14 protein-coding genes are annotated in these 14,643 nt (G+C 67.0%); 4 read left to right on the top strand and 10 right to left on the bottom strand.

From position 1 onward, the window contains the following. Positions 1–62: 62 nt before the first annotated feature. The 5 genes from pyrE to PJB24_RS01585 are packed head-to-tail and all read right to left on the bottom strand — an operon-like array spanning position 63 to position 2,825. Positions 63–581 (bottom strand): orotate phosphoribosyltransferase, encoded by a 519-nt coding sequence (gene pyrE / locus PJB24_RS01605; RefSeq protein ID WP_273841951.1) that lies wholly within the window; start codon positions 579–581, stop codon positions 63–65. Further along, the gene (locus tag PJB24_RS01600; protein ID WP_273841949.1) at positions 574–861 is read right to left on the bottom strand and encodes a hypothetical protein; all 288 of its coding nucleotides are present in this window, start codon (positions 859–861) and stop codon (positions 574–576) included. The genes pyrE and PJB24_RS01600 overlap by 8 nt, the downstream gene beginning before the upstream one ends. A gap of 31 nt (positions 862–892) precedes the next feature. Next, entirely contained in the window at positions 893–1,096 is a 204-nt protein-coding gene (locus tag PJB24_RS01595) for a hypothetical protein (RefSeq protein WP_273841947.1), read from the bottom strand. A gap of 6 nt (positions 1,097–1,102) precedes the next feature. After that, complete coding sequence (locus tag PJB24_RS01590) at positions 1,103–1,363, bottom strand: metal-sensitive transcriptional regulator (RefSeq protein WP_273841944.1); 261 nt, start codon at positions 1,361–1,363, stop codon at positions 1,103–1,105. A 4-nt stretch (positions 1,364–1,367) separates the two neighbouring features. Next, positions 1,368–2,825, bottom strand: a complete 1,458-nt coding sequence (locus PJB24_RS01585) for a UDP-N-acetylmuramoyl-L-alanyl-D-glutamate--2,6-diaminopimelate ligase (RefSeq protein ID WP_273842047.1) — start codon at positions 2,823–2,825, stop codon at positions 1,368–1,370. A gap of 225 nt (positions 2,826–3,050) precedes the next feature. Between PJB24_RS01585 and PJB24_RS01580 the strand changes: the two genes are divergently transcribed. Both PJB24_RS01580 and PJB24_RS01575 read left to right on the top strand, forming a co-directional pair. Then, entirely contained in the window at positions 3,051–4,145 is a 1,095-nt protein-coding gene (locus PJB24_RS01580) for a sigma-70 family RNA polymerase sigma factor (RefSeq protein ID WP_273841943.1), read from the top strand. Continuing rightward, the gene (locus PJB24_RS01575; RefSeq protein WP_273841940.1) at positions 4,129–4,926 is read left to right on the top strand and encodes an inositol monophosphatase family protein; all 798 of its coding nucleotides are present in this window, start codon (positions 4,129–4,131) and stop codon (positions 4,924–4,926) included. The genes PJB24_RS01580 and PJB24_RS01575 overlap by 17 nt, the downstream gene beginning before the upstream one ends. A gap of 38 nt (positions 4,927–4,964) precedes the next feature. Here the strand turns inward: PJB24_RS01575 and PJB24_RS01570 are convergent, their stop codons facing one another. Continuing rightward, a complete protein-coding gene (locus PJB24_RS01570; protein WP_273841937.1) occupies positions 4,965–7,220 on the bottom strand; it encodes a transglycosylase domain-containing protein in 2,256 nt (751 codons plus the stop codon). Between the two features lie 86 nt (positions 7,221–7,306). On the opposite strand from PJB24_RS01570, the gene PJB24_RS01565 reads away from it, so the two are divergent. Then, positions 7,307–8,416 carry an aminotransferase class V-fold PLP-dependent enzyme gene (locus PJB24_RS01565; RefSeq protein ID WP_273841934.1) on the top strand — a complete coding sequence of 370 codons (1,110 nt, stop codon included), beginning with the start codon at positions 7,307–7,309 and terminating at the stop codon, positions 8,414–8,416. On the opposite strand, the gene PJB24_RS01560 is transcribed toward PJB24_RS01565, so the two are convergent. Further along, positions 8,413–9,123, bottom strand: a complete 711-nt coding sequence (locus PJB24_RS01560) for an HAD family hydrolase (protein ID WP_273841932.1) — start codon at positions 9,121–9,123, stop codon at positions 8,413–8,415. The genes PJB24_RS01565 and PJB24_RS01560 overlap by 4 nt on opposite strands. After that, positions 9,120–9,956 (bottom strand): 5'/3'-nucleotidase SurE, encoded by an 837-nt coding sequence (surE, locus tag PJB24_RS01555; protein ID WP_273841931.1) that lies wholly within the window; start codon positions 9,954–9,956, stop codon positions 9,120–9,122. The genes PJB24_RS01560 and surE overlap by 4 nt, the downstream gene beginning before the upstream one ends. On the opposite strand from surE, the gene PJB24_RS01550 reads away from it, so the two are divergent. Further along, complete coding sequence (locus PJB24_RS01550; RefSeq protein WP_337958995.1) at positions 9,925–11,121, top strand: glucosyl-3-phosphoglycerate synthase; 1,197 nt, start codon at positions 9,925–9,927, stop codon at positions 11,119–11,121. The two genes, surE and PJB24_RS01550, sit on opposite strands and share 32 nt — an antisense overlap. A 57-nt stretch (positions 11,122–11,178) precedes the next feature. Here the strand turns inward: PJB24_RS01550 and fusA are convergent, their stop codons facing one another. Beyond that, a complete protein-coding gene (fusA, locus tag PJB24_RS01545; protein WP_273841927.1) occupies positions 11,179–13,224 on the bottom strand; it encodes an elongation factor G in 2,046 nt (681 codons plus the stop codon). Positions 13,225–13,380: 156 nt separating this feature from the next. Then, positions 13,381–14,643 carry a dihydrolipoamide acetyltransferase family protein gene (locus tag PJB24_RS01540; RefSeq protein WP_273842044.1) on the bottom strand — a complete coding sequence of 421 codons (1,263 nt, stop codon included), beginning with the start codon at positions 14,641–14,643 and terminating at the stop codon, positions 13,381–13,383.

Below are 14,643 nucleotides of genomic sequence, written 5' to 3'. Positions count from 1 at the left end.
GTCACTTCCTCTTGCTACCAGCAACTACATCTTGCGGACTATACCAGAGAGACATACCAGCCTCAAACCGGCGTGTCTACCCCGAGATCTCCCATCCGGAGCAGAGCCTCGAAATGGAAGCGCCCGAGCCTCTCTTCGGGACGTTCCCTGCGATCGAGCACCGCGACGATCCTCTCCACCCGACATCCCAGCGCGCACAGCCTCTCCGCCGCGGCGAGAGCCTGTGCTCCGGTCGTCACCACGTCCTCGAGCAGGACGACGCTCTCCCCCTCCTGAAGGCGGCCCTCGATCTCCCTGGCAGTCCCGTAACTTTTGCCCGAACGACGGACGATGACGTAGGGCAGCCCGCTCTGCAGCGAGACGGCGACCACCAGCGGCACGGCCCCCAGCTCCACCCCGGCGAGCCTGTCGACGCCGCCCGGGATCCTGCCGGCCAGCTCCCGCGAGATCTCCCCGAGCAACCCGGGCTCGGTTGAGAAGAGGTACTTGTCCACGTAAAAGCGGCTCCTCCTGCCGCTGGAGAGGACGAAATCCCCCTCCAGCAGCGCAGCCTCCCTCACCCGCGCAGCGAGGTCAGCCACCACCGTCCTCCGGGCGGCGCTCGAGCTCCCGCAGGGCCTCATCGATTGAGCCAAGGTCTATTCCCTCCAGGACGCTGCCAACCTCTCGCTCACCCTCCTCCAGCTCCCCGAGCCTCTCCTCTATTTCGGCTCCGACCTCCTGCAAAAGCCCGAGGGCGCGATCCAGAACCCCCGAGACCTCCTCGGCGGAGGCCTCTTCGAGCCTGTCGGCGAGGCGCTCGAGGCGGGAGATCTTGTCCTCCAGTTCTCCGCTGCGTGTCTCTTCTCTATCCCGATTCATGACCCGCAAGACTATACAACAGCCAACAGCCCTAGTCTCCACCTCCCCTTCCGGCCACCCGTGCGAACATGACGCCCAGCACGACGACCGCCACCATGAGCCCGGCAAACGGGACCAGCCCACCCACGAGTACACCGTAACCGGCCCGGAGCAGGAAGAAGGAGGCGGCCCCGGCGAGCGCGACGAGCAGCGGGACGAGCGCCGCGAACAGGGAGAGCAGACCTCTCGGCCCCACCGTACGCTACCTGGTCACCCGGTCTATGGCCTTCACGAGGTCCGAGATGAGCTCCTCAGAAGCCCCCTCCTGACCGGCGCGCTCCTCGACGAAATCCTTGAGCAGGAGCGTGTTTATCCTCCTGATGGCCGAGAAGATGGCGTTGGTCTGCTGCACGATCTCGGCATAGCCGGCCTCTCCATCTTCGACCATCTTCTCCACCCCCCGCACGTGCCCCTCGACGCTCTTCAGACGTCGGAGCACCTCGTCCTTCGCCTCCCTACGCATGCCGCTATTCTGCCTCCTCGCGCCCGTCCATCTCAGCCAGAAGTTCACGCACCACGGTCGCATCGTGGAAGGGCACGTCGCCCCCAGGGAGGTGCTGCACCCGCTCGTGCCCCTTGCCCGCCACCACGACGACGTCCCCCGGCCGGGCCATCTCGAGCGCCCGGCGTATCGCCTCCCGGCGGTCGAGCACGATCTCCGTCCGCCCCGGATCCGCCCCGGCCGCAACCTCCCCGGCTATCCTGCGCGGATCCTCCGAATAGGCGTCGTCGGTGGTGATCACGCTCCAGTCGGCGAGCCTGGAGGCGACCTCGCCCATGAGCGGCCGCTTCGCCCTGTCGCGCTCGCCCGCGGCCCCGAAGACGCAGATCACCCGGCCACGGGCCATCGGGCGCACCGTCCCGAGCAGCTCCTCCAGCCCCACCTCGGTGTGCGCATAGTCCACGACGACCTCGAAGCCCCGGGAGCCGGGGATCCGCTCGAGCCTGCCCGGAACCTGGCGCATCCCTTCGAGCGCCCGCGCCACCGTCTCGAACCCGACCCCGATCTCGAGCGCAAAAGCCGCGGCCCCGGCCGCGTTGAGCACGTTGTAGCCGCCGGGGAGCGGGATCCTGAGCCTCCCTTCCCCCCGCGGCCCGCGCAGAACGAACGAGCTCCCTCCGCTCTCCTCACGCACCTCCCCGACCCGGTAGTCGGCATCAGGATCCACCCCGAAGGTCTTCGCGCCCTCGATCTCCGAGGCCAGACGCCTGCCCCACCCGTCCGAGACGCCGACGACCCTGGGCCCCTCAGCCCAGAAGAAGAGCCTGCGCTTGGTCCTGTAGTACTCCTCCATCGTGCCATGCAGGTCGAGATGATCCCGGCTGAGGTTGGTGAAAATCGCACCAGAAAACCGCGTCCCCAAAACCCTCTTGAGCGCGATCCCGTGCGAAGAGACCTCCATGACGACCCGCCTGACCCCCCGCCGGACCATCTCGGCGAGCGTCCCCTGCACCTCAGGCGCCTCCGGAGTCGTGCGCCCGGTGTAGAGCTCCTCACCCCCCACAACGATCCCTGCAGTCCCCATGAGCCCGCACGCACCCTCCCCGAAACGTGCCGCCAGGATCTCATGCAGCATGTAGGAGGTCGTCGTCTTGCCGTTGGTCCCGGTTATGCCGTACACCTCGAGCCCGCGCGAAGGATCCCCGCAGACCGCACACGCCAGAGCGGCGAGCGCCTCCCGCGCATCCGACACCACCGCCACCGGCGCCCCCTCCAGATCTCGCTCGGCCACGACGAGTACGGCCCCCCGCCGCAGCGCCTCCGGCGCGTACCTCAGCCCGTCCTGCTTGAAACCCGGAACCGCCACGAACGCATACCCCTCCCTCACCCGCCGGGAGTCGTGCGTCACCCCCTCCACGCCCCGCACGCCCTCGGGTATACTCGTGCCCAGTATGCGGGCCAGACGTCCACTCTCCACGAACATCGCCGGTAGTTTAGCAGGAGTACGACCCGACACATCCATTTCACTCCGTGGAACCCGGTCTCTGGCCCGCCGGACAAAAATCGCCTCATGAGGTGACTGCGCCGGTGCGCTGTGTTAACCTAATCGAGTTGTGTTACAGAAATGTAACAGCGATCCATGGATGCTTCTTCGGGCAGTCAAAGTGGCCGTGGCAGCTTGGCGGCCCCGAGACAGGAGAGGAGATGGATGACGACCGAGAACGCCACCATGCTGAATGAGAGAACCGACGAACTCCTAAGCCGCGGCAGGAGTCAAGGGTTTGTCAGCACGGAGGAGATCGCCGACTTACTTCACGAAGGCGACCTCTCGGCGTCCGAGGTCGAGGAGCTATACGCGACGCTCGAGGAGGAGTCGATAGCCGTAGTAGAGGGTGAGGACGATTCTCCCGAGGGTCGGGATGCGGATATCAAAAGCCCCGGCGACAACCTGGCGGCGCAGCTGTCGCAGGCGGTCGCCACGGGGGATTCGATCCGGATGTACCTGGCGGAGATAGGGCGGGTACCGCTGCTCACGCACGCGGACGAGATAAGGCTGGCCAAGGGTATCGCGCGAGGCTGTAAAAAATCCAAGGACAAGCTGGTCGAGGCGAACCTGCGCCTGGTCGTCTCGATAGCCAAGAAGTACCGCAACCGGGGGGTATCTTTCCTCGACCTCATCCAGGAAGGCAATCTGGGGCTCATCCGGGCGGCGGAGAAGTTCGACCACACAAAAGGCTACAAGTTCTCCACGTACGCCACCTGGTGGATCAGGCAGGCCATCACGCGGGCGATCGCGGACAAGGGGCGCACCATCCGCATCCCGGTGCACATGGTCGAGAAGGTCAACAAGTACCACCGCACCCACCGCAGGATGACCCAGGCGCTGGGGCGCGAGCCAACCGACGAGGAGATAGCCAGGGAGCTCGGGGTGGAGGTCGAGGAGATCCTCCGGCTGCAGGAGATAAGCCAGAAGGCGATAAGCCTGGAGACGCCGGTGGGAGAGGAGGACTCCTCGGAGCTCGGCGACTTCCTCGAGGACCAGAGCTGCACGGCCCCCACCGACGCGGTCAGTGAGTCGCTCCTGAAGGCACAGCTGCGTGAGGCCCTCAACGAGCTCCCGGAGCGGGAGCGGCAGATCATCGAGTTGCGCTTCGGCATGAAGGACGACAGGCCGCGCACGCTGGAGGAGGTCGGGCGCGAGTTCGACATCACGCGCGAGCGGGTGCGTCAGATCCAGATGAAGACCCTCAACCTGCTGCGCGAGCAGCGCCGCACCCAGAACCTGCGTGAGTACCTCAGGTAGCGGCCCCGGGCTGCACGAGTTCGTCTGCGAGATAGCCCGACAGGCGGGAGAGCTCCAGCTCTCCCGCTACGAGCGTCCGGGCGAGGTACGGGAAAAAGCCCCGAAAGACCTGGTGACCGAGGTGGACCTCATGTGCGAGAAGCTGCTGGTCTCGCGCATCGAGGAACGCTACCCGGAGGATGCCATCCTCTCGGAGGAGCGCGGCGGTGGAATCCCCGATCGGGGTCGGGGCTGGCTCCTGGACCCGCTCGATGGGACCGCCAACTTCTCCCGCGCCAATCCGCTCTTCTGCTGCTGCGTCTCGGTGGTGGAGGACGGCCGGGTCACACACACCGCCGTCGCCGCCCCGCTCCTCGGAAGGCTCTACCACGCGAGCCTCGGCGGGGGCGCATTCTGCGACTTCGGGGACAGGAGGGTGTGCCTCTCGGTCGGAGGGGCGAGCTCCCTGGAGTACGCGTTCGTCGGCGTCGACCTCTCCCTGCCGGTCAAGCGGGGGCCGTACAGGGATGGCCTGCAGAGGGTCTTCGACGCCTGCTGGCAGATAAGGGCCCTGGGCAGCGCCGGCATCCGCGGCGCCTGGCTCGCCGCCGGACACCTGGACGTCTCCATCGGCACCCGGAATACCCTCTGGGACTACGCCCCGACCGCGCTGCTGGTCTCCGAGGCCGGGGGGAAGGCCACGGATCTCGATGGCAAAAGCTGGACCTTCGACTCGGAGGGGCTTTTGGCTACCAACGGCCTGCTGCATGAGGAGACACTGCAAATCCTGCACTCCTCCTAGGGGACGCCCGGGGAAAGCGGGGAAAAGAGAAGAACCCCCTAGCGCCCGAAGAGGCTCCCACCGAAAATACCGTTTTTACCGAAGAAGCTGCCTGCACGTCCGGAGGCCGGCGCCTGACGCCGCACGGCGCCGGGGACGTTCTGCTGTGGTGAGGCAACCACCGTCTGGGGGCTCCCGGAAGATGGCGAGCCCGCGGTTCCAGGGGCTGCGATAGTCGTCCCCCCCACCCGGGACGTGGTCGATGGAGCACTCTCCCCTCCCGGCGTGTTCTGTTTCTTCTTCGGCTTAGGCGGCGGGGGCACGTAGGCACGCCCGTTCCTCTTTATCTCGAGGTGGAAGGACGGGCTCGGGGTATCGAAGGGTACGACCTGCGGGAAGCGCTGCACGGCGAGCTGCATGTAGCGCGACCAGATGTCCAGCGGGAAGTTCTCGCCGTTCACCACCGAGAGACCATCTATGTTGACCATTGGCTTGCGCTCCTTGGGGTAACCCACCCAGACGCTCGTGGAGAGCTGCGGGATGTAGCCGACGTACCACGCGTCGACGAAGTTTTCGGTCGTCCCGGTCTTGCCCGCCGAGGGGCGTCCGATCTCGGCGTCCAGGTTGTGGTAGTAGCTCGGGGTGCCCTTCTGCACGACCTTCTCGAGAACCTGAGTCACCGCCGCCGCCTCGTCGCGCGAGAGCGCCCGGTTGCTCTTGGGCTTGTGCCGGTAGAGGACGACCTGTCGCCCGTTCTCCTCGCGGGTGACTTTCTGGATCAGGTATGGTTTCATGTGCACCCCGTGGTTGGCAAGCGTCGAGTAGGCCGATGCCATCTCGAGCGGCGTCACTCCGTAGGTGAGCCCGCCGATCGCAGCCGAGGGATATGTGTCGAGCTTGCTGGTTATCCCCATCGCGTGGGCCATCGCGACGACGTTCTTCATCCCCACGTCGAGCGCGAGCTGGACGAAGACCGTGTTGTCCGACTGCTCGGCGGCCTTCTCGATGGTTATCGGTCCGCGCTGGATGCCGCCATAGTTCTCGACGTGATAGTAGGGCTGTTTCGAGCCGCGCGGCATGGGGATGTCGAGGTTCTTGGAGACGTACATGGTCTTCGGGGAGATCCCCTGATGGATCGCGGCAGCGAGATCGAAGACCTTGAACGAGCTCCCCGGCTGCCGGTGCGCCTGGGTCGCCAGGTTGAACTTGACCTTGCTGTAGTCGCTGCCGCCAACCAGCGCCCGGACCGCGCCGGTCGACGGGTCGACGGAGACCAGAGCCGCCGAAGGGTCGCCGGCCGAAGGGTTCAGGGTCTCGTTCACCGCGCCGGTGGCCGCCTTCTGGAGGTAGGGGTCAAGTGTGGTGTAGATCTTGAGCCCGCCACCGTAGATCATCTTCTGTCCGAACCTCCGGGTGAGCTCCCGGCGCACGGCGTCGAGGAAGTACTGGTCGTCTTTTCTCGGCCTTACAGTCCCTCGCCGGAGCTCTATCGGCTGCTTTACGGCCCTGTCATGCTGCTTTCTGGTTATGTAGCCGTACTGCAGCATCTTGTCCAGTACGACGTTGCGTCTCTTGAGGGCCTCCTTGGGGTGTATGTATGGGTCGTAGGTGGTGGGGAGGTTTATGATCCCGGCGAGCAGAGCGGCCTGCGGGAGGGTGAGCTGGCTCGCGTGTTCGTCGAAGTAGGTGCGCGCGGCGGCCTCCGCCCCGTAGGCGTTCTCCCCGAAGTAAACGGTGTTGAGGTATTCTTCGAGGATCTCGCGTTTGGAGTGCTTCTTGTCGTACTGCCAGGCCAGCGCCGCCTCGTCTATCTTGCGCTGGAAGCTCGGCACGTACCGTTCCTTCGGTGAGATGTAGGTGTTCTTTATGAGCTGCTGGGTTATCGTCGAGCCACCCTCCCTTATCGAGAGGGTGGCGATATCCGCCTCGGCGGCCCGGGCTATGGCCTCGAAGTCCAGCCCTCCATGCTCGTAGAAGCGGTGATCCTCTATGGCGACGACGGCCCGCCGGAGGTGCGGGCTCATCCTGTCGAGCGGAACCACGTAGCGGTTCTGGGCCCCGTAGAGCTCGTCCACGACATGCCCGTCTTCATCGTAGACGGTCGAGGTCTGGGCGAGCTGTATCGACCTGTAGTCGCTCAGCCGCGGCAGGCTCCTGGCGACCCTGAAATACGCGTAGGCGAAGGCCGCGGTGAAGGCCGCCACCCCGAGCACGCAGGCGCAGCAGAAGAGGACGACGAGCGTCCTGACCCTGCGCCAGAACCTGCCCCGCTCCCTCCTAATGCGTCTGCGCCGCGTGAATCCGCCACCGAGCATGGAAAGGCTATTATACAAAAGAGGCAGAGGCGCCCCGAAAGAGAGGAAAGGAGCCCGCGATCACGAAGCCAGATCTCCCCCGAGAGATGTTCCCGGCCCTGAAATCCGGCGAGGTCGTCTACCTGAACTCGGGCGGCAGCGGCCCCCCGCCCCTCAGCGTGATCGAGGCCTCCCGCAGGGCGGAGGATCTCTGCTACGGGCCGGCCTACGCGGAGGGTTCGGGACTCTACGCCCGCCAGAGGGAATCGCTGGACGAGGCGCGCGAGGCCACAGCCCGCCTTCTCGGGGCGAACCCGCAGGATATAGCCCTCACCCAGAGCACCACCCACGGGATCAACCTCGCCGTCCACTCGATGGACTGGTCGGAGGGCGATGAGGTGATCTCGACCGCGACGGAGCACCCGGGGTGTCTGGTCCCGCTCTACCACCTCGGGTCCCGCTACGGGGTGAAGGTGAAGCTACTCTCCCCTCCAATTACCGCGGAGAAGGTGGCGCGGGCCATCACGCCCCGCACCCGGCTCGTCGCCCTCTCGCACGTGGACTGGACCACCGGGGCGGTCTGGCCGCTCGAGGAGATCTGCACCGCGGCGCGCGAGCACGGGGTGCTGACCGTCGTGGACGGCGCGCAGTCGGTCGGCAACATAGCCGTCGACGCGCCGGCGACCGGGGCCGACATGTACGCCTTCACCGGCCACAAGTGGCTGCTCGGCCCGGAGGGGATGGGCGGGCTCTACGTCCGTCCGGGCTGCAAGGCCTACAGTACGAACCTCGGCTACGCCTCGCTCGCCGGTCCCTTCGACTACGAGGGGCACTACGAACTGAGGGAGGACGCCTGCAGGTTCGAATCCTCGACGACGAGCCCGGCGCTGGCCGCGGGCTTCGCCCGGGCCGCGCGCGAGGCCGCCGACCGCGGAGAGGCGGGCCCGGAGGAGATCCGCCGCAGGGCCGGGCTCCTGGCTTCGATGCTGGAGGAGATCCCGCGGGTACGCCTGCGCACCCCCACGCCTCCCCCCTCGGGGCTTGTGAGCTTCGAGGTCGAGGGCCTCACCGCGGAGGAGGTGAACGAGCGGCTGCTCGAGCGGGGCTTCGTGCTCCGCTTCATCCCCGACCCGTACCCCTACGTGCGGGCGAGCGTGCACCTGTTCAATACCGGAGAGGAGCTGGAACGGCTCGCGAAGGCGGTCTCGCGGCTCTAGGCGATCCGCCCCGTACCCGCCTGCCGCGCCTCCCGCAGCTTCAGTATCACCTCGGCGGCGGAGCCCACGTCGGGGACCAGGTACTCGGGGCCCGCCTCCTTCAGGACATCCTCGGAGAACGCGCCCCAGCTCACCGCGATGCACCTCATCCGGGCGGCGTGCGCGGCGGCGACGTCGTGCGGTGAGTCGCCCACGTAGACGGCCCTCTCCGGCGGGACGCCGCCCAGGAGCTCGAGTCCCTTGAGGAGAGGGGCCGGGTGCGGCTTGTGCTCGGCGGTGTCCTCCATCGTGACGAAAACGTCGGTCACACCGCCGAGCGAGGGGATGGCCCTCAAGGCCATCTCCACCGAGGCTCTGCTCTTGGAGGTGACCACGGCCACCTTCATCCCCGCGTCCTGCAGACGCGAGAGAGCCCCGACCACGCCGGGGAACTCCCGGATCAGGGCGTCGTGGTTGGCGGTGTTGTCCCGGACGTAGACCTCCAGCAGCCGGTCAGCGAGGCGCTCCCGGTCCGGGCGGCCATCGGCGACGGTCTCGACCAGAAGCTCCATCTGGCGCGGCAGGGGCTGGCCCACGTTCGCGAGCAGCACCTCCCGCGGCGGCTCCAGACCCATCACCTCCCGCACCGCGTGGCGCATCGAGTGGTAGATCAGCTCGGTCGTGTCCACGAGCGTCCCGTCGAAGTCGAAGAGGGCGGCTTCGATCACCTGCGGCTTCCTTTCCCCTCGCTTTCCGGCAAAAGAGCATCCAGGTTCCAGGCCGAGATCTCCTCCATGGCCGCCTCGTCGGTCAGCTGCAGGTGGACCGGGGTCACGCTGATCTTGCCGAGGCTTATTGCGGCGAAGTCGGTTCCCTGCTCGTCGTGGTGGCCGGGAGGGTGGTTGTAGATGTCGTAGGCCACCCGCCCCTGATCGTCCTCGACCCTAATCAGCTCGTCCTTGTAGAACCTGCGCCCCAGCCGCGTCACCTCGGCCCCCCTTATCTCTTCCGCCGGCAGGTTGGGTGCGTTCACGCTCAGGATGCGCCCCGGCGGCAGCCCCCGCAGCGCGACCTTCGCCAGGCGCGCCGTGAACGAGGCGACCGGTTCGAAGTGCAGCTCGTGCGGCTCGGAGCGAGGATCCTCCTCGGCGCTCTCGTGCCAGGGTCGCTCGGTGCACAGCGAGACCGCTATCCCGGGCACCCCGATCATGATCCCCTCGAAGGCCGCCGCCACCGTGCCGGAATACGTTATGTCGTCGCCCAGGTTCTCGCCGTGGTTTATCCCGGAGATCACGATATCCGGCCTGAATTCCATGAGCCCGAGCGCCACCAGACGGACGCAGTCGACCGGTGTCCCGCTGCAGGCATAGCCGATCCTGCCGTCCGCCATCTCGTGCTCCTCCACCCTGAGCGAACGCCCGAAGGAGATCGCCCGGGCCACCCCGGACCGGTTGCGGTCCGGAGCCACGGTGAGCACCTCCCCGATCTCCTCCAGCGCCCGGCGGGCCGCCAGAAGCCCCGGAGCGTCTATGCCGTCGTCGTTGGTGAGCACTATGCGCATATCAACCAGCCGTTCTGCATCCCGTATGGATAAAAACCTCTCTACATCTCTGGAAGAGCATCGATTCTACCACCCCACACTCTCTACCAGCGCTTCACCCATGCTTGCTAGACAAGTGCATGAAATCGGGTTAGCATCTATCCCCATGGGCGATATCAGGGTTGACAACAGGCGTATAGAGTCCGTAAACGCTGCTGAGTGGTTTAAGCATCGTTCATATGACTACCGGCAGTTTTCGGACCTGCAAGAGCTGGCAAAACGCAAACGTGAGCTCGGCCTGACGGTGAGCCTCGTCCTGCCTTCGCGCAACGTGGCCGACACCGTCGGTGAGATAATCGAGGAGATCCACGCGGTCAACGAGGAGGCGTCCTCCCCCATCGTGGACCAGATCATGGTCGTGGACGCCGACTCGGAGGACGGCACGGCGGAGGTCGCCTCCCGGCACGGCGCGGAGGTCTACTCCGAGAACGAGCTGATGTCCTACCTGGGCGGTGCGCACGGCAAGGGGGACGCGATGTGGCGCTCGCTCGCCGTCGCGCGCGGGGATCTGGTCATGTACGTGGACGCGGATACCCGCGACTTCAAGCCGCAGTTCGTCTACGGCATCCTCGGGCCGATCCTTTTCGTCCCGCAGGTGCGCTACGTGAAGGCGGCCTACCGCCGGCCGTTCAGAAGCGGCGAGACCGTCGAGGAGGACGGCGGCGGGAGGGTGACCGAGCTCACGACCAAGCCGCTGTTCAACCTGTTCTACCCGGAGCTAACGGGCTTCGTGCAGCCGCTCGCGGGCGAGTTCGTCGCGGACCGCGAGCTGTTCAACTCCATCCCGTTCCTCACCGGATACGCGGTCGAGACCGGGATCATGATAGACGTCTTCAAACAGGTCGGGCTCGGTGCGATGGCGCAGGTGGACCTCGGCACCCGGCAGAACCGCCACCAGCCCCTGCGCGACCTCTCCCGGATGTCCTACGCCGTGCTGCGGGCCGTCGCCCGCAGGCTGCGCGAGGAGGGACGCCTGGTGCAGCAGCAGGACCCGGGCCTGCCCGGATCGCTCTACCAGTTCTCCGACTACCTGCACGCGGTCGCGACCCCCGACGGGCTCAGGCTGCAGGAGCACGTCGAGGAGCTGGTCGAGCGCCCGCCGATGGCGAAGGTGATGCGGGTTTAGACGAGCGCAAAAGACAGGAGGAGGGGGCCTTCCCGTTCCGGGAAGGCCCCCTCTCTGTCAGCCGACCTTCTGCCCGGCCTCCTCGCGCTCGTTGGCCGCGAGGACTTTCTCGACCATGTTCTGGGGGACCTCCTCGTAGTGGGAGAACTCGACGTGGAAGTTGGCCCGTCCGCCGCTGATCGAGCGGAGGTCCCTAGCGTAGGTGCGCATCTCTATCTGCGGGACCTCGGCCTGGATGAGCTGGCGCTCACCCCGCGGGTCCATCCCCATCGGCCGCCCGCGCCGCCCGGAGAGGTCCCCCATGATGTCCCCGACGAGCTCGGTCGGGGCGAGGATCTCGACCTTGACATAGGGCTCCAAGAGGACGGGACGGGCGTTCTCGACGGCGTTCTTGAACGCTATGGAGCCGGCCATCTTGAACGCCATCTCCGAGGAGTCGACCGAGTGGTAGCTCCCGTCGTAGAGCCGGACGCGCACGTCGACGACCGGGTAGCCGGCGATCGGTCCCTCGCGCATCGCCTCAAGCACCCCCTTCTCGACGGCGGGGATGAACTGCCGGGGGATGGCGCCGCCGACGATCTCGTCGACGAACTCGAAGCCCGCGCCGCGGGGCAGCGGGGAGATCTCGATGTGGCAGTCGCCGTACTGGCCCCGGCCGCCGGTCTGCTTCTTGTAGCGACCCTGCGCTTTCGAACTCGTGGAGATAGTCTCCTTGAGGGGCACCCTCGGCTCTTCAGCCTCGACCTCGACTCCATAACGGCGTCCTATGCGCTCGATCGCTATCTCCACGTGCATCTGGGTGAGCCCGGAGAAGATGTCCTCCCCGGTATCCTCCGACCGCTCGAGGCGGAGCGAGGGATCCTCGTCGACGATCCGGCGGATCGCGTCGAAGACCTTCTCCTCCTCGCCGCGGGCCTTCGCCCGTACGGCGAACGCCGCCGTCGGCTCCGGCAGCTCGACCGCCGGGAAGCGCACCGGTGCCTCCGGGCGGCAGAGGGTGTCGAAGGTGGCCGTGTCCTTCAGCTTGGCGACCGCGATGATGTCCCCGGCGACGGCCTCGTCCACCCCGACGCGTTCCTTGCCCACCAGGTGCGAGATCCCGCCGAGGCGTTCGTTCGACCCGGTGCGGGGGTTCACGAGCGCCTCGTCCGAACGACAGCGCCCGCTCACCACCCGCATCACGCTCAGCCGCCCGGAGAACGGGTCGACGTAGGTTTTGAAGACGTAGGCGGCGAAGGGCCCCTCGGGGTCGCAGAAGAATTCGCGCCCCTCCCCGTCCACCCAGCGCGAGCGGTCGAGCGGACTCGGGGCGCTCCCGGCGATCATGTCGAGCAACCGGTCCACCCCGATCATGCGCTCCGCGCTCGCCGCCAGGACCGGGATGATGACACCGTCGGCGATCCCGCGCCTGAGGCCCTCGAACATCTCCTCGGTCGAGAGCTCCTCCCCCTCGAGGTACTTCTCGAGCAGGCTGTCGTCGCTCTCGGCGATCGTCTCGAGGATCTGAAGCCGCGCCCGCTCGACCTCCTCCTCCATCCCCTCGGGGATCTCCTGGCTCTGCCCGCCGTCCACGTAGGCCGTCTGGCTGAGCAGGCCGTAGACGCCGCGGAAGTCCCCCTCGCGCCCGATGGGGAGGTTCATCGGTACGACGTGCTGGCCGAACCTCTCCCGGAGCCGCTCCAGCACCTCCCCGAAGTCGGTCCGCTCGCGGTCGAGGTGGTTGACCACGATGATGTGCGGGATGTCCTCCTTCTCGCCCCGCCGCCAGACGCGCTCGGTCACCACCTGGATCGGGTCCTGGGCGTGCACGACCAGGATGGCGCAGTCCGCCGCCCGCTGGGCGACGAACGCGTCCCCGATGAACCCCCCGTCGCCCGGGGTGTCGAGGACATTGACCTGGCGCCCCTTCCACTCGAGGGTGGCCACGTTCATGCCGAGGGTCATCCCATGCTCGGACTCCTCCTCGGTGTGGTCGAGGACCCCCCTCGATACGGACCCCCTGCCGGATGCGAGCGAGATCATGCCTTCCGCCAGAGACGTCTTGCCGCTCCCCCGGTGCCCGATGAGGCAGACGTTGCGGATGGTCGATGGTTCTGGCGCCACAGCTCCTCCTTTCCAAAAGAGCCGAAACTCCCGCCCGGAACCTCCCGGGCGGCTTGTGCTTAGAATAACCCAGCCGGAGCGATGGCGCAGAGAGAAGAAGGCGAAGTGGGCCCGGTGCACCGGGCCCACTTCGCTCGTACCGCCAGCCTTCCGCCCTCAGACCACGAGCAGCATCGGGTTCTCCAGAAGCCGCTTGACCTCGGCCATGTACTGTGCCCCCTCGGCCCCGTTGACGATGCGGTGGTCGGCGGAGAGCGTGAGCTTCATGGAGTCCACCGGCACTACGTTCCCCTCCTCGTCGAAGCCGGGGCGCCGGATGATGCTCGAGACCGCGACGATTGCGGCCTGCGGCGGGTTTATGATCGCCGAGAAGCTCTCCACCCCGAACATGCCCATGTTCGAGACGGTGAAGGTGCCGCCCTGGTACTCCTCGGGCTTCAGCTTCCCGTCGCGCGCCCGGGAGGCCAGGTCCTTGGCCTCCGCGGAGATCGCAGAGAGGGTCTTGTTCGCCGCATCCCTTATGACCGGGGTGATGAGCCCGGACTCGAGCGCGACGGCCATCGCGAGGTCGACCCTCTCGTGCACCTCTATCCCGTCGCTGGTCCACAGGGCGTTGAGCGTCGGGAACTTCCTCAGCGCCAGCGCGCACGCCTTCATCACGAAGTCGTTCACCGAGAGCTTTATCCCCTCGTCGGCGAGCCTCTCGTTGAGGTCGCGCCGCAGCTGCGCGAGCTCCCCGACGTCCGCCTCGATCGTCGCGTAGAAGTGGGGTATCTCGCGCTTGGCCTGCTGCATCCGCTCGCCGATGATCCTCTGCATCCGGCTCGGCTGCACGAGCTCGGTGCCCGGCTCGCCGGTGGGCTCCGGCGCCGGGGCCGGGCGTGGAGCGGCCTCCTCCCGCTCCTCAGCCGCCTCCGCTCCTCCCCTCTCCAGGGCCGCCCGCACGTCGCGCTCGACGATGCGCCCCTGGGGGCCGGTGCCCTTTATCTTGGAGAGGTCGAGGTTGTTCTCGCGCGCCAGGCGCCGCACGATCGGCGAGGCGCGGAAGTGCCCGTCGGTGCGCTGGGTGGAGGGGGCGGGGCGCTCCTCCTCGCGGGTGGCCGTGGCGGTCTCGGGTTCTCCGCCCGATCCACCCTCCTCGGCCGGGGTCTCCTCCCGCTCCTCCCCACCGCCGCGCTCGGGCACCTCCTCACCCTCGCCGGCGATGAAGGCTATCGCCTCGCCGACGGGGACGTCCTGCCCCTCCTCGGCGTAGAGCTCGGCCAGGGTGCCCGAGTCCTCGGCCTCGAGCTCCATCGTGACCTTGTCGGTCTCGATCTCGGCTATCGGCTCCCCGGCCTCCACCTCGTCCCCCTGGCTCTTGAGCCAGCGGAGGAGGGTGCCTTCCTCCATGGCGTCGCCCATCTTGGGCATGATCAC

The organism is Rubrobacter calidifluminis, assembly GCF_028617075.1.
Lineage (GTDB): Bacteria > Actinomycetota > Rubrobacteria > Rubrobacterales > Rubrobacteraceae > Rubrobacter_E > Rubrobacter_E calidifluminis.
This window is presented reverse-complemented; position numbering and strand designations above follow the sequence as displayed.